Raw genomic sequence first — 19224 nt, forward strand, 5'->3', positions numbered from 1 at the left:
GGTGCTGACGGTGACGGCGGCGAAAGCATGAGCGCGGCCTCAGCGGTTCCCGAAGCGCTACCGCGGGTGCTTGTGGTGTGGGTTCCGGACTGGCCCATTGTTGCTGCTCGCCAGCACGAGAAATTGCCAGCCGATGCTCCTCTTGTCCTTGTCGAGAAAGGTCTCGTATTTGCGGCAGCGGCATCTGCTCGCACCGAGGGTGTGACGAGGGGGTTGCGGTTGCGGGAGGCCCAGTCGCGTTTTCCCAGCATTATTGACCGGCCCTACGATCCTGCTCTTGATAGCCGAGCCTTTGAGCCGGTGGTAGCCGCAGTAGAAGAGTTGATTCCCGGGGTGCAGTTGTTGCGGCCGGGCATGTGCGCAGTGAAAGTGCGCGGCGCCGCCCAGTATTACGGCGGTGAGAAAGCTGCCGCGCTGACGTTGATCGCACGGGTGAATGAAATCGCGGCCTCCGATGCTCGGGTGGGCGTGGCGGATGCTCTCTTTACCGCGGTTCATGCTGCCCGCAGCACAATCGCCCGCGACTCTGGTGTGCGCGCGAGCCAGGTGCGGCTGATAACAGCCGGAGACTCTGCCGCGTTCCTCACCCCATTTCCGCTGGCGGTGCTGGAGGAACCCCAGATCGTTGCGCTTCTTCTGAAGCTCGGTATTTCCACACTCGGTGAGTTTGCGAACCTTGATCGCACCGATGTGCGCGTTCGCTTCGGTGAGCAGGGAGCGCGATTGCATGCTCTCGCCAGCGGTAGCGACCCCCAGGCGTTTGTGGCCCGCACTCCCCCGCTCGACCTCGATGTTGTCCTTGACTTTGAACCGGCGCTTGACCGCGTTGACCAGGTGGCATTTGCGGTTCGCAGCCGGGCCGATGATTTTATTGATGCCCTGATGCGGGCACAGCTGGTGGCGACGGCAATCCGGGTCGAACTCGATTCCGAATCGGGTGAGGTCGCCGAGCGCGTGTGGCTGCATCCGCGTTCCTTCAGCGCCAGCGATGTTGTCGACCGGGTGCGGTGGCAGGTTCAAGGCTCCAGCCTCATCGAGGCAGGGCTGAGTTCGGGCATTAGCCGAGTGCGCATTGTGCCCGAAACAGTGGATGAGATCGGTCACCACGAGACTGGGCTCTGGGGTTCGGGGCTGGAACCCCGCATTCACCACGGCCTTTCTCGAGTGCAGAGCATGCTCGGCCACGGCGGCGTTCTCGTACCCTCACTTGAAGGTGGGCGCACCCTCGCCTCGCGACAGCGGCTTACAGCGTGGGGCGACCGCAGTGTCGCTGAGCGATCACCGCAACGCCCGTGGCCAGGGGCATTGCCCGACCCGCTGCCGGGAACCGTCTTTTCGAGCCGTCATGCCGTGCATGTTTTTGCCGCCGATGGTTCTGCCGTGGAGGTGGATGAGCGGGGCCAGGTTCTTGCGCCACCCGCCCAGTTCTCGACTAGCGACTCTCGATCGCGCAATCTCACGGCCTGGGCGGGCCCGTGGCCTTTGGCTGAGCGCTGGTGGGAGGCGGGCTCGTCGGGCAGTTCGTGGCGATTTCAGGCCGTGGATGACACCGGCTGCGCCTGGCTTCTCGTGCTCGATGACGGCGGCTGGTGGGCGGAAGCGAGGTATGACTAATGGCGTGGAGTAATCCCCCGATTCCGTGGAAGCAGCTTGAGCGCACTCTGTCGGGGTTCGGTGCGGTCACTCCGATCGGCGAAGCCGGCGATGGGCGTGCCCTGTCTCTCGTGTCGAGCAAACGAGCGCCCTACATCGCACCTGCGGGGCCGCCGACTGACGCGACTGCGGTATCCGCTAACGACACCGATGTGGTGCCCTACGCCGAGCTGCACGCGCACTCGAGTTTCAGTTTTCTCGACGGCGCGAGCATGCCCGAAAAGCTTGCCGAAGAAGCTGCCCGCTTGGGGCTCAGCGCACTCGCTCTCACTGATCACGATGGGCTGTATGGCATCGTACGCATGGCGGAGGCTGCGGCCGAGTTGGGGCTGCGCACACTGTTTGGAGCTGAGCTATCGCTGGGCCTCAGCGGTCCGCAAAACGGTATTGCTGACCCCGAGGGCGACCACCTTCTGGTTTTAGCGCGCAAAGAAGAGGGCTACCACCGCCTCGCTTTGGCAATTACTCGCGCCCAGCTTGCCGGCGGAGAAAAGGGGCGTCCACGATACGACCTTGATGAACTGGCCGAGTTGGCTTCAGGTCAGTGGTTCATTCTCACCGGATGCCGCAAAGGAACAGTGCGTCGAGCGCTGGCGGGCCCCGAGGGATCGACTGCTCCCACTGCGGAGTCAATGATCGCGGCAGGAGCAGAGCTCGACACGCTGTGCACGCTGTTTGGCCACGATTCGATCGTCGTAGAACTCTTCGACCACGGCTACCCCCTCGACTCGGCCTACAACGATGCCCTGTATGGCCTCGCCACCGAGCGGGAGCTGCGGGTCGTTGCCACCTCAAATGCGCACTACGCCACTCCCCGCCAACACCATTTACATTCTGCAATCTCGGCGGTACGAGCCCGGCGTAGTCTTGATGAGATGGATGGCTGGCTCCCCGCAGCAGGCACTGCCCATTTGCGGTCGGGGGCGGAGATGGCGGCACGGTTCGCTCACTATCCCGGAGCAGTGGCCGAGACGGTGAAGATTGCCGAAGAAGCAGCTTTCGAGCTGCGGCAGGCTAAACCTGCGCTGCCCGACCAAGACGTTCCTGAAGGCCACACTCCGGCGAGCTGGTTGCGTGAGTTGACCTGGGCGGGAGTGAAAGACCGTTCCATTGAGTTGTCCGACGAGAATCGGGCGCGCATCAAACGTGAGCTCGATGTGATTGAGGAGAAGAGTTTTGCCGGCTATTTCTTGATCGTGCACGACATCGTGGCTTTTGCGCGCGGGCGAGGAATCCTGTGTCAGGGGCGTGGCTCAGCGGCGAGTTCTGTGGTCTGTTATCTCCTCAAGATCACCGCGGTTGATCCCATTCGCTACAAACTTCCCTTTGAGCGTTTCATTTCGGCGATGCGTGAAGAAGAACCAGACATCGATGTCGATTTTGATTCCGAACGCCGCGAAGAGGTCATTCAGTATGTTTTCGAACGCTATGGCCGTGAGAACGCCGCTCAAGTGGCCAATGTCATTCAGTACCGTCCGCGGTTCGCCGTGCGGGATATGGCGAAGGCCCTCGGCCATAGCCCCGGGCAGCAGGATGCGTGGTCGAAACAAATGGAGCGTTGGGGTTCCGACATTTCGGGGGTCGACCATGACATCCCCGATTCAGTGCTGGAGCTTGCCCAACAGGTTATGAAGTTTCCCCGGCACCTCGGCATTCATTCGGGCGGCATGGTGTTGACGCAGCGTCCGGTCGGCGAAGTGGTGCCGATTGAGCATGCGCGTAAAGAAAAGCGCACGGTGGTGCAGTGGGATAAAGATGATTGTGCGTGGATGGGGCTGGTCAAGTTCGACCTGCTCGGCTTGGGCATCCTCTCGGCCATGCAATACAGTTTCGATCTCGTTGACGAAGCGCTCGGTGAGCGCTGGGATCTCGCCACGATTCCGGCCGAAGAGCAGGGCGTCTACGACCAGCTCTGTCGAGCGGACGCCATCGGCGTCTTTCAAGTCGAGAGTCGCGCTCAAATGGGGCTGCTGCCGCGCCTGCAGCCACGCGAGTTCTATCATCTGGTCGTCGAGATCGCTCTCGTGCGCCCTGGCCCGATTCAAGGCGGCGCTGTGCACCCTTACGTTCGGCGCAAGATGGGCGCCGAACCGATTACCTATTTGCACCCGAATCTTGTGGAACCGCTCGAACGCACGCTCGGCGTTCCGATCTTTCAAGAGCAGCTCATGCAAATTGCGGTGGCGGTGGGCGGGTGCTCGGCTGACGATGCGGACCTGCTGCGGCGAGCGATGGGATCTAAGCGCGGTATCGAACGAATCGACAAGCTCCGCACCAAGCTCTACACAGGCATGGCCAGTAACGGAATTACGGGGGCAGACGCCGATCGTATTTACGAGAGCATTCAAGCGTTTGCCGGGTTTGGCTTTGCTGAAAGCCACGCGCTGAGTTTCGGACTGCTCGTCTATGCCAGCGCTTGGGTGCGATTGCACTATCCCGCAGCTTTTCTGGCGGCACTACTGCGGGCGCAACCGATGGGCTTCTATTCGCCGCAATCGTTGGTGGCGGATGCTCGGCGCCATGGTGTGGTGGTACATGGCCCCGACATCCAGCTCTCGGGGGTTTTTGCTTCTCTCGAGTCACACGACGGTCGCTCGGGAGCCACGGGCAATGATCAGTGCCTTGCCGCCGAACAACCGCCGGTGGGTCCATTCGAGCGTTCTGCGCACTTTGATACCGACGACCACCGTCGTGACGGATCTTTTGCTGTGCGCCTCGGATTTGACGAAGTTAAAGGCATCGGCACGCCGGTAGCCGAAAAAATTGTGGCTGCTCGTGAGGCCGGCGAATTTACGTCGATGAACGATGTGGTGCGCCGAGTGGGGCTCACGACGAAACAATTAGAAGCGCTGGCGGCGGCGGGAGCATTCGAGAGTCTCGAACTCACGAGGCGCGAAGCGATGTGGAACGCTGGCTCGGCGGCACAGGATCGCGCAGAATTTTTGCCGCACAGCATGGTCGCGGTGCAACCTCCCCTCTTCTCGATGGCCACCCCGGTGGATGACCTCATGGCTGATCTTTGGTCGACCGGAATTTCACCCGCGAGCCATCCCGTTGCCCATATAAGGCCCGCTCTTGCGGGCCGCGGTGTGCTGAGCGCCCGCGACCTCATGACCGCAGAATCGGGGCGACGCATCGAAATTGGGGGCGTGGTGACCCACCGCCAACGTCCCGCAACAGCCAGCGGAATCACTTTTATGAACATTGAGGATGAGACGGGGCTGATCAACGTAATTTGCAGCGTCGGGGTGTGGGGGCGCTATCGCCGTCTCGCTCGCGATAGTCCTGCACTCATCGTTCGCGGGGTGCTAGAGAGGTCTGTAGACGGCGTTATCAACGTGGTGGCAGACCGGTTTGAACCTCTATCAGGGCTCCCGCGTACCCGGTCTCGTGACTTTCAATAGTGACTAGTTTATTACCGTTATGTGACTTTTTCGAAATACATGCCACATACAGCGCTTTCCTGCTATAGCCTTGTCTTATCGTTCATGTTCTAGATAAAGGCATGAATGCGGCCTCGACTGTCGGGGCCTGAAGAACGCTCCTGGAGGAGTTTTAAATGGCACTAGGTACCGTCAAGTGGTTCAACGCAGAAAAGGGCTTTGGATTCATCGCCCCCGAGGATGGAAGTCCTGACGTGTTCGCCCACTACTCGGCCATCGCAACAAATGGCTACAAGTCGCTCGACGAAAACCAAAAGGTTGAGTTTGACATCACACAGGGACCCAAGGGTCCCCAGGCGGAGAACATCCGCCCCCTCTGATCTTGATAGTTCAGTAATGAAGACGCCCCCGGTTCTATACCGGGGGCGTTTTCTTGTTAAGAGCGAAGCCCACACTGGCGAGCACGCGGTATCCACGACTTCTCTTCAGCCTCAGCGCCTCAGCGCCTCGGAGAGCTCTCAGAGTGACGAAACGCCGCTACTACGAGTGGATGCCTTTGCGCAGGTAATCGATGCGGGTCTGCAGCTGTGTCACAGTGGCCTGGGCGACCGCAGGACCGCCACACACGCGGCGGAGCTCCGCGTGGATTAGTCCGTGCGGCTCATTAGAAAGCTTTGCCCTGCGGCCTACGAGGTTGTTCAGCAGAGTTCGCTGCTCTTTGAGCGTGCGGTACAGCGGAGCAGGTTGTTCGGCTTTCGGTCGGCTTTCGGCACGCTTTGATTGCCGTTTCTGACGCTGCATGAGCAGTTCGCGTACTTGCTCGGGCTCCAGAATTCCGGGAAGCCCAATGAAGTCGAGCTCTTCGTCACTGCCGGGCTCGGCGGCGAAGCCGAATTCAGCACCATCGAATAGCACGCGGTCGAAGTTTGCTTCTGATTCAAGCGCCTCCCACGTAAATTCGTCTGCGAGTTCGTCACTCGTCTTCTCTTCGCGGTTTTCCGCGTCAAGAAGGCTGTCGTCAAGCAGTTCATCGCCGGTCTCTTTGCGATCGAGCGCGTGATCACGTTCTTTCTCGAGCTTGCCAGCCAAGTTCATGAGGTTTGGAACACTCGGTAAGAAGATCGACGCGGTCTCACCACGCCGACGGGTGCGCACGAAACGGCCGACAGCCTGAGCGAAGTAAAGCGGGGTGGATGCCGACGTCGCGTAAACGCCAACGGCTAACCGAGGAACATCGACGCCCTCGGACACCATGCGAACCGCCACCATCCAGCGGCTATCGCTTTCAGCGAAGGTCTCGATGCGCGACGATGACTCTTTCTCATCAGAGAGAACGATTGTCGCCGACTCCCCCGTGATTTCTTTGATGAGTGCGGCGTAGGCGCGCGCCGCGAGCTGGTCTGTTGCAATGACAAGCCCACCGGCATCGGGAACAGAATGGCGGATCTCGCTAAGTCGGCGATCCGCGGCTCGCAGAACGGCCGGCATCCACTCACCTTTGGGATCAAGTGCCGTGCGCCATGCTTGCGCCGTGACGTCTTTTGTGTCGCCTTCACCGAGGCGAGCTTCCATCTCGTCACCCATACGGGTGCGCCACTTCATCTTGCCGGCGTACGCCATGAAGATCACAGGGCGAACAACGCCGTCTTCGAGCGCGCGCCCGTAGCCATAGCTGTAGTCGGTGACTGACGTGCGGATGCCCTCATGATTGGGCGCGTAAGTGACGAACGGAATGGGGGCGGTGTCGCTACGGAAGGGGGTTCCCGTAAGAGAAAGCCGACGGGTGGCGCGGCCGAAAGCAGTGTGGATCGCGTCGCCCCAGCTGAGGGCGTCACCACCGTGGTGTACCTCATCGAGAATTACTAGGGTGCGGGCGGAGTCAGTGATTTCTTGGTGGAATGACGCTTTCATCGCGACTTGCGCGTACGTGACGGCGACGCCGTGAAAACGACGGCCTCCCCATGCATCGCCGTTGGAGAACGAGGGGTTGAGGCGCAATCCGACACGGTTGGCGGCATCTGCCCACTGGCGTTTGAGGTGATCGGTCGGTGCAACAACGGTGACGCGATCGATCTCGCGGCGGGCGATGAGCTCAACGGCCAACCGCAGCGCGAAGGTCGTCTTTCCTGCGCCCGGTGTTGCTGCCGCGAGAAAGTCGCGCGGTTCTTTCTCGAAGTACAGGTCGAGAGCTTCGGCCTGCCACGCACGCAGTTTCGACGCGGTTCCGCGGGCGGCGCGCTCGGGGTACGACGGCGAGAGATGTTCCGCAGCGAAGGTGCCCACGGTGGGGGCTGGCAATGGAGTACTCACTTGATAAGACTTTACCGTTCACTTCTGACAGCCGCGGTCGGGCAAGCTGCATTTCGACGAGGAGGGAGGGATTCGCGGCGAGAGCTAGTCGCGTTGTCCGAGCCGGGGCCGCTCTGATCGTTGGGAGCCGAGCAGCCGGGCGGGGCCGATAGCGCCGGTGCCGAACCGAGCGGATGCCGCCTCCATGGCCTCTTCGGCATCCCGCCAACCATCGGTCGTATCCCACAAACTTATCTGCCCGCCTCCGGGTTCGACGAGTTGCTCACCGCGCACGCCAACGAGACGCACCGGGCGGCCCTCGCGCGCAAAGTCAGCGTAAATGTCGCGCACGGTCTCGTACAATGTGCGGCCGAGGTCGGTGGGGTCGGCAAGCTTACGCGATCGAGTAATGGTGCTGAAGTCCTCGAAGCGCAGTTTCAGCACGACGGTGCGGGCTTCCACTCCACCAGCCCGCAACCGGGCGGCGACTTTTCCACAGAGCCGAAGCAGTTCACGACGGATCTCGTCGGCATCGAGCACGTTGTATTCGAACGTGGTCTCGTGACCCACGCTTTTCTCGGCCGCTCGTTCGACAACGGGTCGAGGGTCATTGCCCCAAGCGAGATTGTGCAGCTTAACCGCTCCTGCGTCGCCGACGGCGCGCGTCAGAGTGTCTCGGTCGGCGTGCGCGACATGCGCGATGGTCGTTAGCCCGCGCTGCTGAAGGGCCTCTGCAGTCTTGCCGCCGACGCCCCAGAGCGCTGAAATGGGAAGGGGGTGAAGAAAAGCGACGGTCTTATCTGCCGGGATAACCAGAAGTCCATCGGGCTTTGAAAGCCCGGAAGCCACTTTTGCTACGTACTTCGACGCGGCGGCTCCGACCGAGCACACCAGCCCTGTTTCTTCGAAAACGCGCGTGCGTAGCAACGTGGCAACTTCACTAGGCGAACCATAGATCGCGCGAGCCCCGGCGACATCCAGAAAGGCCTCGTCGATGCCGAGGCGCTCGACTTTGGGGGTGAGCTGGTCGCAGATGTCGAAGACGACCGACGAGAAGTGCTGGTACCGCTCAAAATGTGGCTCGAGCACGATGGCCTGAGGGCACCGGCGTAGCGCCAGCGCCATGGGCATAGCCGAGTTCACACCGAACTTGCGAGCCTCATAGGTGGCGGCGGTGACGACTGACCGCACGGAGTTGTGGCCGACAATCACGGGCTTACCCACGAGCTCCGGATGGTCAAGCAGTTCTACAGATGCGAAGAACGCATCCATGTCAACGTGAAGGATCGTGGCGGTGCTGTCATCGACGCCCGGTTCGCTCACCTGCCGTCTGCGACCGTCTTGCTTTCCCATATCTTTATTGTCTCAGGTGCCGCCGACGTTCGAGCTCTGGCCCGACCGCTCCGACGGGTGACAAACTCCGTGGGGACATAAAAATGGGCGGTGCACCGAAGTGCACCGCCCAGATTCTCACAATGTGTTGCGAAGAGTGTTTAGCGACGTGAGCCGCGCGTGATCAGACCATAGACGAAGAGCACGAGCACCGAGCCGCCGATAGCGACGAGCCAGGTTTCGATCGAGAAGAACTCTTCGAGGCCGATACCAAAGATGGCGCCTCCCACGAATCCTCCGACAAGCGCTCCTACTACACCGAGCAGGAGTGTTGCGATCCAACCGCCGCCTTGGCGTCCGGGGAGAATAGCCTTAGCAATAGCGCCGGCAATAAGTCCTAGGACAATCCAACCGATGATTCCCATTGTGTGTTCTCCAGACGGTGTTCAAGTAGTTTCCGATGTGAAAACCAACAAAGAAGACTTAACCACGTGCCCTGCATGGGGGGCAAACTAATTCAGGCTGCTCACAGGAACCACTCGGGTAGTGCACAGTGAAATTTTGAGACAGGGTAGTTATATGCAACACGAACATCCTTGGAATAGATATGTCGCTATCGGTGACTCGTTTACCGAAGGCATCGGAGACCCCGAGCCCGCCTCCCCCGGCGGTAATCGCGGCTGGGCGGATCGCGTGGCAGAAGTGCTCGGTTCACAAAAAGCTGACTTCGCCTATGCGAATCTCGCCATTCGTGGCCGGCTGCTCAATCAAATCGCCCGCGAGCAGCTCACACCGGCGCTCGAGCTCAAACCAGACCTCATTAGTGTGTCTGCGGGTGGTAACGACATCATCCGCCCCGGATCGGATGCGGACGAGGTCGCCGGTCGAGTTGACGAGCTCGTGGGTAAGCTGCGTAGCGATGGAGCGACAGTTGTGCTTTTCACTGGCCCAGACATCGGCATGACTCCGGTTCTGAATCGAATGCGTGGCAAAGTTGCGATCTACAACGAGAACATTCGTGCGGTCGCGCAGCGTCATGACGCGATCGTTGCCGACATGTGGTCACTCCGCGAGCTAGGAGACCCCCGCATGTGGGCGCCGGATCGACTGCATTTCTCCGCAGTGGGGCACCACACGGTCGCCCGCATGGTTCTCGCGGCTCTCAATGTTGAGAACGACCTAGAGCCCTTCCAGCCGGAGCCGCTGCCGCCGCGTCGGTGGCGCCACGCGCGCGTCGAAGACATGGGGTGGGCTCGGGAGCATCTGGTGCCCTGGGTCTTGCGGCGGGTGCGCCACCAGTCCTCAGGTGACAACATTACGGCTAAGCGCCCCGGGTTCTGAGGCCAGAGCGGCGGTGCGTGCCGCTCGTTGTCTCTGAGCGGCCCTCCATACCTGAGCCGCACGCAAAGAAGACCCCCACCGAATGGGTGGGGGCCTTTTTTCTCAACTTAAGCAGTACTAGCCGCTGTAGCCGGTGCGTCCTGCTGCGGGGCAGTCGAACGGATCGCCGTCGGCACTTAAGCCAACCTCATTGAGATGGCGGATAACGATGCCGTAGGACGTGAAGAGACCGACCTCGGTGTACTTGATGTCCTTGGTCTTGCAATATTCCTTCACCATTTCCTGGGCGCGTCGCAGGTGCGGGCGCGGCATGGTGGGGAACAGGTGGTGTTCGATCTGGTAGTTGAGGCCGCCCATGAAGTGGTTCATGAAGTGCCCACTACGGATGTTGCGGCTCGTCAAAACCTGACGACGCAGGAAGTCGACTTTGGAGCCCTTGGGCAGAATCGGCATTCCTTTGTGGTTGGGCGCGAAGGAAGCGCCCATGTACAGACCGAAGATTCCCATCTGCACTCCGAGGAAGGCGAAGGCCATTCCGAGAGGGAGGAAACTGAACACGATCGCGAGATACCCGATGTTGCGTACCAGCAACAGCGTGATCTCTAGCCAACGCTTGTCGACCTTCTTCTTGAAGTTGAAGACTTCCTGGAAGGCGTGGGAGTGAAGGTTAAACCCTTCAAGCAGTAGCGCGGGGAAGAACAGGTAGCCCTGGCGCTTAGCCATGAACTTGGTAAGGCCCTTGAGCCCAACAGTCTTTTCCTTCTGGAAGATGATGAAGTCGGTCTCAATATCCGGGTCTTTATCGACTGTGTTGGGGTTCGCGTGGTGACGCGAGTGCTTGTTCATCCACCAGGCATAGCTGATACCGACGACGAGGTCGGACATCAATCGGCCGAGGGTGTCGTTGAGCTTGCTCGACTGGAAGACTTGGCGGTGAGCCAGCTCGTGGGTCAAGAACGCGTATTGGGTGAAAATGATGCCCATCGCTGCTGCGATGAGGAGGATGTACCACGTGCCGGCGAGCATCGCGAAGCCGACCCAAGCGCCAGCCATGGCGAGGGTGATGACGGCAAAAGTGGTGATGTAAAAGCGCTTACTGCGACGCAGCAGGCCGGCCTCGCGCACAGTGCGCAAGAGCGAGGCAAAATCGCTCATCTGGCTACCGACGCCGCGGGGACCAGTCTTAATTACACGTACGGGATCGGCTGAGAGAGAACTACTCACGTGACCTCAGATATTTTCGAATGACTTCCCAGTCATGTGACAAGCGAGCGGGTGCTCCAGATACACTCCACCTTATCGCGGACGCCTGTGAGCGGCGTGTCTATTCGATAACTAAAACATTGCGGCCGGATTTGTCAGTCTCCACCAAACACCCGGGTCGTCGACGTCGTCACTCAATACCAGAGGCACGCTAAAAGTCTCACTACCGACCTGAAACTCGACTGTTCCCGCGCTCTCCCCCGCATCCGCGGCGCGCATCGACGTCGCAGCCACGGTGGCGGTGATCTCGTCTTCACCCCACACCACGGCGTCTAATGTCGATTCGGATACCGCCGCAGCTTCATCGCCCCACGGCGTGTCATATTCGGCGAATTCTTCACCATCGCTCGCGAGGGTGACCACCGTGTAGCCTGCGGTGGCATCAGCGATGAGCTCTCGAATCGCAGTGTTGATGGTTGGATGGTCTGGCCCCCCAACAACAGCGCCCACCAGGGTGACTACCTTATCGCCCACGGTCACATCGGCCGAGAAAAGCAGACATGACCAGCCCACGTCGAGGGTTCCGGTTTTAATTCCGTCTACACCATCGATCCCGAGCAGTTTGTTGCTGTTGCTCACCGCACCGATCCCCGGAATCTCGGCGGATGACGTGGAGACGATCTGAGCAATTACCGGGTTGTCTATCGCTAAGCGGGCAAGTTCGGTGAGGTCTGCTGCCGTACTTCGGTTGGTCTCTTGAATTCCTGATGGTTCAGTGACGGTGGTGTTCGTGAGGCCGTGCTCTGTGAGCCAAGCGTTCGCGGCGGTAACGAACGCGCCCTCTGATCCAAACGCCCAGTTCGCGAGCGATTGAGCATAGTTGTTCGCTGAGGGAAGCAATACGACCGTCATTACGTCCCGCTGCGAGAGCTGCTGACCGGCATACGCCGGAGCGATCGAACCGCCCTGCGCGAGTTGGTCGTAGTAGAAATCGACGTCGGTCTCGTCGAACGTTATCGTCGGGCCTGCTTCATCGAGTTGGAGTGGTTTCGAGTCGAGAACGACCAACGTCGTGATGATCTTCGTTATCGATGCGATCGGAACCGGGTCGGCGCTCCCTCCCTGGGCGAGTACGCCGGGGCGGTCGAGCGCGCCGATCGCCGAAGCACCATAGCTGGGGGTTGAGATCTCCGGTTCAGCCAGTACGGGTTCTTCCACAGGCAGGATGGTCGCCGAAACCTCCCCGAGCGGAGCCAGCAACGTCAGCGGGAGATAGAACGTCATGGCCAGCACTACCGCTACCGCGGAAAATACAACGAGACGGCGGCGGCGATAAATTTGGCGTTGGGTCAGCGGCACCGGATAACGCTAGCAGGTGACGTCGGGCGAAAAGCTAGCGGGCTCGAAGCATGTACATGCCTACCGCGCTAGCCGCAGCGACGTTCAAGGAATCGACGCCATGCATCATGGGGATCTTGACGATGGTGTCCGCCGTATTGATGGTGCTGAGCGAGAGACCATCGCCCTCGGTGCCGAGAATCAGCGCAACCTTTTCCGGTGGATCTGCAGCAAAGGCGTCGAGATCGACGGAGTCGTCGTTGAGGGCGAGCGCAGCAAGATGGAAGCCTGCAGCCTTGAGCTCAGCGGCATCTTCGGGCCAGTTCGGGATTCGGGTCCACGGCACCTGCAGCACCGTGCCCATGCTTACGCGCACGCTGCGGCGGTACAAGGGATCGGCGCAGCGTGGTGTGATCAGCACGGCATCTGCTCCCAGCGCGGCTGCGGAGCGGAAGATTGCACCGACGTTGGTGTGATCGACGATGTCTTCGAGAATGACGATGCGGCGTGCATCCTTCACCAGTTCTGCAACCGTAGAAAGAACGGGGCGGTGCATCGATGCGAGAGCGCCGCGGTGCAGATTGAAGCCTGTCAGTTGCTCAAGCAAGTCAGAATCCCCCACGTACACCGGTGTATCGGAGTCGCCGAGCAGCTCAGCCACATCGTCGAGCCACTGCTCAAGAACGAGAATCGCACGCGGCTGATGCCCGGCCCGCAGCGCCCGAGCGATGACCTTTGACGACTCTGCGATGTAGAGACCGCCGGCAGGTTCGGTGCGACGACGCAGGGCGACATCCGTGAGGTTGGCAAAGTCGCTGAGGCGAGGATCGGAGAGATCGGTCACTCGGATGACGTTCACGGTGTGTTCCCAACTGTGCGGTTTCGCCATCAGGTGAATCTCTCATGGCGCTGATCGTGCTCGAAGTGCTTACGCTTGAAGTGTGAACACACTTCCGCTCAGCAACGATATTGATCGTGCTGCCGAGCTTCTTCAGGGCAAGCTCATTAGCGTACTCACCGGCGCTGGTATCAGCACCGATTCGGGCATACCCGATTATCGCGGTGAAGGTGCCGCTGTGCGCAATCCGATGACGTTTCAGCAGTTTCAGAGTTCGGCAGAATTCCGCCAACGGTATTGGGCGGGCAGTCATCTCGGCTGGAAGCGATTTGCGGCCTCTATTCCTAACGATGGTCATGAGGCGCTTGCCGCGTTCGAGCGACTGGGCCTCAGCAACGGCATCGTCACCCAGAATGTCGACGGTTTGCATTTGAGAGCGGGCTCCAGGCGTGTCGTCGATGTACACGGCAGCATCGACCGGGCACGCTGCTTGCGGTGCGGTCAGTATTTTGCCCGCACTCCCCTCGCGGCCAGAATTTCTGAACTCAATCCGTGGCTCGAGGAATCCGACTCTCATACGCTGAACCCGGATGGCGACGCCGACGTACACAACGTCGAGGATTTCATCGTTCCCGACTGCACTGTCTGCGGTGGTCTGTTGAAACCGGATGTCGTCTTCTTCGGCGAGTTCGTGCCGACCCGAAAGTTTCAGCTCGGGGCAGCACTCGTGGATCAGTCCGAAGCAATGATCGTCGCAGGATCGTCATTGGTGGTGAACTCCGGCATCCGTCTAGTCGAACGAGCGATGCGTAAGAAGATTCCGCTGGTGATCATTAATCGCGGTTCCACGAAGGCGGATCGCCGGGCCGACGTTAAGATCGACGGTGGCGCTTCTGCAATTCTCTGCGAGCTCGTGGAACGTCTCGCCGCCTAATAACCTCCGCGGCTCAGCTCACCCGCGCTGAGTCCGGTGTTGAGAATGGAGTTTCGTGTTCATCTATCTCGTGCGGCATGGAGAGACTGACTGGAACCTGCAACGACGCATTCAAGGCAGCACCGACATCCCGCTCAATGAGACGGGTCGTGCTCAGGCGCGCACGACCGGTGCGCTGCTGGCGCGGCGCCAGTGGAACGGAATCTTTGCCAGCCCACTTTCACGGGCGATGGAAACCGCGGAAATCATCGCAACAGCGGTGGGGCTTCCTGCTCCCACACCCCTTGCTGCCGTCGTCGAACGCAATTATGGAGTCGCAGAAGGTCACACCGCCGAGGAGATCGACGCTGTCTACTCCGCGGATGTTGAGGTTCCGGGTCGCGAAACGCGAGAGTCTGTTGTTGAGCGGGTCCTCCCCGCGCTCGTGAAGCTCGCTGAAGAGCATCACGGCGAGTCGATCATCGTGGTTGCCCACGGAGGCGTCATCGCCGCCGTTCTCGCCGCCGTCGCATCCGACCATCCGCACGGTCGTATCGCAAACGGGTCGGTGCACAGCTTCCGTCACGACGATGGCTCGCTGACGCTTATCGACTTCGACGATCCCATCGAAGAAGAATCGGAGCGCCAGGGAGGCGATGACTTCACTGCTCAGAACGCTCTTGCGCGCCGCGAGAGCGCTGCTCCCTAGCAGTTTTCGTTAGCTCTTCTTCTTCTTTGCTTTGCGAGCAGCGACCGCATCTTCGAGTGCTTTGTGCAACGTAGCGGCACCCTTCTTCCACGTGAATTCCGCTGACCGCGCTCGCGCGGCTGTAGAGCGCGCCTGCCACGTCGCCGGGTCCTCGAGCTTCTTCACTTCGCGCACTAATTCTGAAGCGTCGTCAGGGCTGAAGAAACCGCCAGCCGCACCAGAGATCTCGCGGAAAATTTCTGTGTCGCTCAGCAGAACAGGAGTTCCGAGAACCATTGCCTCAACTTGCGGGAGGCCGAAACCTTCGTCGCGAGAAGCAGAGACGAGAGCGGTCGCGCGAGACAGGGTCTCGGCGTAAACCTCATCGCTGGCGCCGTTGTGGAAGATCAGGCTTGCGGGCGGAGCGAGCGACACCAGTTGCGCTTTGGTGGTCTCGTCTACGCGACTCATGAGGTGCAGTGTGTAGCCGGGCAGGTCGTGAAGCGCGCGAGCAATGAGCCCGACATTCTTGTACGGCATGTAGGAACCCATGTACACAAGCTCGCGGGTCGTGGGCGCGGCCCGGGGCACGTACTGGGCCGGGCTATCTGTGCCCAAAGTGACGACAGCGATCGGGTTGCGCGTGAGGTTGTGCTCGAGCATTTGTTCGCGGGTGGTGTGGGAATCCGTAACGTGCCCATCCGCTGTATTCAGCAACGCGCGCTGGAAAGCCCAAGTGAGGTGATAAAGACGCCACATTACGCGCACCGCAGCGGGCAAGTTGTGGGGCGGAGTGGGGTGCTTGTAGTAGATGAGGTCGTGCACTGTGGTGACGAGCGCGTATTTGCGGCCAAAGGGCCCCATCGTTTGCATGGGAGTAAACACGACATCCGGCGTCAGCTTGTTGACCTGCAGCGCGACGAACGGTTCGAGAATGCCGGTCGGCGACGATGCCATTTCCCAAGGAAGGTCGGGCAAAAGCTCCAACTGGCGTGCGTCAGAGATGAGCATGGTGACGGCATGCAATTTACTGATCTCTTCAACGAGACGTGAGCCATACCGGCTGATCCCGTCGTGGCGGCCGATGCGCGTGTAACGGCAGTCGAAAACGATCTTCATGAGCGAGGCTCCGCAACTGTTCCTGCACCGAGGAACCTGACGATTAGTTCGGCAGCTTCACGCGGCCGTTCATAGTGGATGAGGTGACCGACGTCGTCGAAAATGGCGAGTTGGGAGTCGGCGAAGAGTGTGTGCACTCGCTCCTGAGCAGGAACCGGGCTGATGGGATCGTTGCGGGCGCCGATGAGGAGGGTAGGGACGGTGATTTGCTCTGCGTACATGCTGACATCCGACCCGATTGACGCTTCGAACGCTTCGAGCAGGCTGTCCCGGTCGGCATAACTGCTGAAGTGGGCGTGATGCTGTTGGTGTACCCAGCGACGCAATTCAGGATCTTTGGTCTTCACCATGGCGAGACTCATGACGCGCACTACGAGCCAGTTGCTGAGCATGGACGAGCCGATTGCCAAGGGCAGAGCCCGTGCAGCTTGATAGAACCAGAGGGTGATCCTGCTCAGCATGCCATTGGGGCCAGCCAGCGCGGGGGCCGCAATGGGATTCACGAGTATGAGCTTGGGAGTGTTCAGTCCACGGGCAAGCGCCGCGGATACAACGATCGATCCGAAGGAGTGCCCCAGAATGTAGGCGCGGCCGCTGAGCCCGAGTTGTTCCACGAAAGCCTCGAGCCAGCGGGCGTAGCCGTCGATATCGTGAACGTACCCCTCCAACGGCTCGGAGCTGCCGAAAGCCGGCAGGTCCGGGCTGATGATGCGGATGCCTCGGATGTGGGCGCAGACGGCTTCGAGCCCGTGATGATCGCCGCGGAATCCGTGGACGAGAACCAGTACCGTGTCGGCATCGGCGGGCCCGTATTCCCAGTAGTGGGTGGACGCTCCGAGCACTGCCACCTCGGAGCGTCTCGCCGGATTGGCGTCGAGCAGTGCTCCGTAGGGCGATGCGGGCTTCATTCAGACAATCTTATGCAGTCGCGAGGCAGTTGGTCGCATTGAGTGCGACCGGACCGCCACTGATCACCGTACGGGCTAGCGCTTACGTCGGGAGTACCGCGAGCCGAGTTCCCGGTGTCAGTGTCTCGCCCTACGCTGAGTGCATGAGCAACTCCGGCACCCTAGCCACCTTTGACCTTGAGACCACCGGCGTCGATGTCGAGAGCAGCCGTATCGTCTCTGCCTGTATAGCAATTGTCGACGCCTCTGGCTCGGTCATTTCCCGTTGGGACTGGCTCGCCGATCCTGGCATCGAAATTCCTGAGGGAGCAGCGGCTATCCACGGAATTTCGACCGAGCGGGCTCAAGCTGAAGGTCGGGATGCTGCCCTAGTCGTTGCTGAGATTGTTCAGACCCTCAAAGTGACCTGCGCTCTGGGTATCCCCCTGGTGGTCTACAACGCGCCGTACGATCTTTCATTGCTCGATCGCGAGTGCCGCCGTCACTCACTCGACAGCCTTGCCGAGCCGTACATCGTGATCGATCCACTGGTCATCGACAAGGCGGTCGACCGTTATCGGCGAGGTAAGCGAACTCTCGAAGTTACTTCTGCGCTCTACGGCGTCTCGCTCGACGACGCACACGACGCCGGATCAGATGCGATCGCCGCAGCCAGGGTAGCTCTGGCGTTACTAGCCAAGTACGGCGAGCAACTGAGCATCCCGTTTGGTGAGCTGCATTCGCAACAGCAGCGTTGGTACGCCGATCAAGCCGCGAGTTTTCAGGATTACATGCGCTCGTCTAAGGGCGACCACAGCTTCGTCGCTAATCCAGACTGGCCGGTTCGCTCACTCCCCCAGTAGCCTTAGCTGCTTCGACGATCGAAGTGCGCAGCAGCCTGGGGCGCTGCGCATTCGTCGTTGGGCGCGACCCGCGACTCGGCCTGGAGTAGCGCCTTAACGACTGAAGGCGACCGGATAACCGATCGCCTTCAGACAAAACTGACTACTACTAGTTGCCGAAGCCCTTGTAGCGGTTCTTGAACTTCTCCACGCGTCCGGCGGAGTCCATGATGCGCTGCTTGCCCGTGTAGAACGGGTGAGATTCCGACGAGATTTCAACGTCGATCACGGGGTAGGTGTTGCCATCTTCCCACTCGATCGTCTTGTCGCTCGAGACGGTCGAACGGGTAAGGAACGTGGAACCAGACGCGAGGTCGCGGAAAACGATGGGCGCGTACGTGGGGTGGATCTCGGACTTCATTGGATTTCCCTGGATTCTGGATGAAAAAAGACGTAGGCGGTCACGCGGACCGACACACAAGCCTATCAGAGGATTAGGCGGCTCGTGCGGTGTAGCGGCCGGCGTCTTTCGTGATGATGAGTTCGAGGCCGAAAGCGGCACTCAAGTTCTCTGAGGTAACAACGTCGTCAATCTTACCGGCGCTGTGCACAGATCCTTCGGTCAAAATCAGCGCGTGGGTAAATCCGCGAGGAATCTCCTCCACGTGATGGGTGACCATAACGATTGCCGGGGCGGTGTCGGCTTGCGCGTATCCGCTGAGCAACTGAACGAGCTCTTCTCGGGCGCCGAGGTCGAGACTCGCTGCCGGCTCATCGAGAAGAAGAATTTCTGGGTCGGTCATGACCGACCGTGCGATCTGCACGCGTTTCTGTTCACCGTCACTCAGGTCGCCAAAACGACGCTCCTCGAGGTGAGACAGGCTCCACTCCGCGAGCACGCGACGAGCGCGACGAATGTCAACGTTCTCGTACTCTTCGTTCCAACGGCCAGTGACGGAATAGGCAGCGGTCAACACGACGTCGATAACTCGCTCGTTGCCTGGCACTCGTCGAGCGAGAGCCGTCGAAGAAAAACCGATCCGCGGACGCACGTCGAAAACATCTGAACTGCCAAGCGTGCTGTCGAGCACGGTGACCTCGCCAGAGCTCGGATGAACCTGAGCGGCCGCGAGTTGAAGCAACGTGGTCTTGCCTGCTCCATTGGGGCCGAGAATCACCCACCGGTCGGAAGCATCCGCGCTCCAAGAAACGGAGTCGAGAATCGTGTTGCCACTTCGAGTGACGGTGACGTCGGTGAATGAAAGAACGCTAGCCATGATGCGTTCATTCTATGGCTTCGCAGCCTGCTGTGGGCGAGGCGCGGAGGGCGATCCCGATAGTCTGACGGATGAAGTCGTCCGGACAGCGCGTCCGCGGCCGAAATACGACGGAGAAGGG

The 19224-nt window shown here is 60.3% G+C and carries 17 protein-coding genes; 7 read left to right on the forward strand and 10 right to left on the reverse strand.

Features of this window, described 5'->3' with window-relative positions; genetic code table 11:
• The first annotated feature begins 27 nt into the window (after positions 1-27).
• The 3 genes from ESZ53_RS02520 to ESZ53_RS02530 all read left to right on the forward strand — a co-directional run bounded on the left by ESZ53_RS02520 (position 28) and on the right by ESZ53_RS02530 (position 5416).
• On the forward strand, positions 28-1614 hold the full coding sequence (locus tag ESZ53_RS02520; protein WP_129071396.1) for a DNA polymerase Y family protein: 1587 nt from the start codon (positions 28-30) through the stop codon (positions 1612-1614).
• Positions 1614-5057, forward strand: coding sequence for an error-prone DNA polymerase (locus ESZ53_RS02525; RefSeq protein WP_129071397.1), 3444 nt, complete (start codon positions 1614-1616; stop codon positions 5055-5057). Before ESZ53_RS02520 ends, ESZ53_RS02525 begins: the two co-directional genes overlap by 1 nt.
• A gap of 155 nt (positions 5058-5212) precedes the next feature.
• Complete coding sequence (locus ESZ53_RS02530) at positions 5213-5416, forward strand: cold-shock protein (RefSeq protein ID WP_100389010.1); 204 nt, start codon at positions 5213-5215, stop codon at positions 5414-5416.
• 160 nt (positions 5417-5576) lie between these two features.
• Here ESZ53_RS02530 and ESZ53_RS02535 read toward each other — a convergent pair whose 3' ends face one another.
• From ESZ53_RS02535 to ESZ53_RS02545, 3 genes are all read right to left on the reverse strand, one after another.
• Positions 5577-7346 (reverse strand): DEAD/DEAH box helicase, encoded by a 1770-nt coding sequence (locus ESZ53_RS02535; protein WP_129071398.1) that lies wholly within the window; start codon positions 7344-7346, stop codon positions 5577-5579.
• A gap of 84 nt (positions 7347-7430) precedes the next feature.
• A complete protein-coding gene (gene dinB / locus ESZ53_RS02540; protein WP_129071399.1) occupies positions 7431-8678 on the reverse strand; it encodes a DNA polymerase IV in 1248 nt (415 codons plus the stop codon).
• Positions 8679-8818: 140 nt separating this feature from the next.
• Entirely contained in the window at positions 8819-9082 is a 264-nt protein-coding gene (locus ESZ53_RS02545) for a GlsB/YeaQ/YmgE family stress response membrane protein (protein WP_129071400.1), read from the reverse strand.
• A 154-nt stretch (positions 9083-9236) separates the two neighbouring features.
• On the opposite strand from ESZ53_RS02545, the gene ESZ53_RS02550 reads away from it, so the two are divergent.
• Entirely contained in the window at positions 9237-9998 is a 762-nt protein-coding gene (locus ESZ53_RS02550; RefSeq protein ID WP_129071401.1) for an SGNH/GDSL hydrolase family protein, read from the forward strand.
• A gap of 117 nt (positions 9999-10115) precedes the next feature.
• On the opposite strand, the gene ESZ53_RS02555 is transcribed toward ESZ53_RS02550, so the two are convergent.
• The 3 genes from ESZ53_RS02555 to ESZ53_RS02565 all read right to left on the reverse strand — a co-directional run bounded on the left by ESZ53_RS02555 (position 10116) and on the right by ESZ53_RS02565 (position 13428).
• Complete coding sequence (locus ESZ53_RS02555) at positions 10116-11222, reverse strand: acyl-CoA desaturase (RefSeq protein WP_129071402.1); 1107 nt, start codon at positions 11220-11222, stop codon at positions 10116-10118.
• Positions 11223-11333: 111 nt separating this feature from the next.
• Complete coding sequence (locus tag ESZ53_RS02560; RefSeq protein WP_129071403.1) at positions 11334-12560, reverse strand: D-alanyl-D-alanine carboxypeptidase family protein; 1227 nt, start codon at positions 12558-12560, stop codon at positions 11334-11336.
• Positions 12561-12594: 34 nt separating this feature from the next.
• On the reverse strand, positions 12595-13428 hold the full coding sequence (locus ESZ53_RS02565; protein ID WP_371683543.1) for a TrmH family RNA methyltransferase: 834 nt from the start codon (positions 13426-13428) through the stop codon (positions 12595-12597).
• Between the two features lie 52 nt (positions 13429-13480).
• Here ESZ53_RS02565 and ESZ53_RS02570 point away from each other — a divergent pair, with 52 nt between their 5' ends.
• Entirely contained in the window at positions 13481-14311 is an 831-nt protein-coding gene (locus tag ESZ53_RS02570) for a Sir2 family NAD-dependent protein deacetylase (protein ID WP_129071404.1), read from the forward strand.
• Positions 14312-14366: 55 nt separating this feature from the next.
• Positions 14367-14999 (forward strand): histidine phosphatase family protein, encoded by a 633-nt coding sequence (locus ESZ53_RS02575; RefSeq protein ID WP_129071405.1) that lies wholly within the window; start codon positions 14367-14369, stop codon positions 14997-14999.
• Positions 15000-15008: 9 nt separating this feature from the next.
• Here the strand turns inward: ESZ53_RS02575 and ESZ53_RS02580 are convergent, their stop codons facing one another.
• Positions 15009-16097 carry a glycosyltransferase family 1 protein gene (locus tag ESZ53_RS02580; protein ID WP_129071406.1) on the reverse strand — a complete coding sequence of 363 codons (1089 nt, stop codon included), beginning with the start codon at positions 16095-16097 and terminating at the stop codon, positions 15009-15011.
• Entirely contained in the window at positions 16094-17005 is a 912-nt protein-coding gene (locus tag ESZ53_RS02585; protein WP_129071407.1) for an alpha/beta fold hydrolase, read from the reverse strand. The genes ESZ53_RS02580 and ESZ53_RS02585 overlap by 4 nt, the downstream gene beginning before the upstream one ends.
• A gap of 143 nt (positions 17006-17148) precedes the next feature.
• On the opposite strand from ESZ53_RS02585, the gene ESZ53_RS02590 reads away from it, so the two are divergent.
• A complete protein-coding gene (locus ESZ53_RS02590; RefSeq protein ID WP_129071408.1) occupies positions 17149-17847 on the forward strand; it encodes a 3'-5' exonuclease in 699 nt (232 codons plus the stop codon).
• A gap of 148 nt (positions 17848-17995) precedes the next feature.
• Here the strand turns inward: ESZ53_RS02590 and ESZ53_RS02595 are convergent, their stop codons facing one another.
• Together ESZ53_RS02595 and ESZ53_RS02600 are read right to left on the reverse strand one after the other, a co-directional pair.
• Entirely contained in the window at positions 17996-18247 is a 252-nt protein-coding gene (locus tag ESZ53_RS02595; protein WP_100388998.1) for a type B 50S ribosomal protein L31, read from the reverse strand.
• Positions 18248-18320: 73 nt separating this feature from the next.
• Complete coding sequence (locus ESZ53_RS02600) at positions 18321-19103, reverse strand: ABC transporter ATP-binding protein (RefSeq protein WP_129071409.1); 783 nt, start codon at positions 19101-19103, stop codon at positions 18321-18323.
• Positions 19104-19224 lie beyond the last annotated feature (121 nt).

The organism is Salinibacterium sp. UTAS2018 (assembly GCF_004118935.1).
Taxonomy (GTDB): Bacteria; Actinomycetota; Actinomycetes; order Actinomycetales; family Microbacteriaceae; genus Rhodoglobus.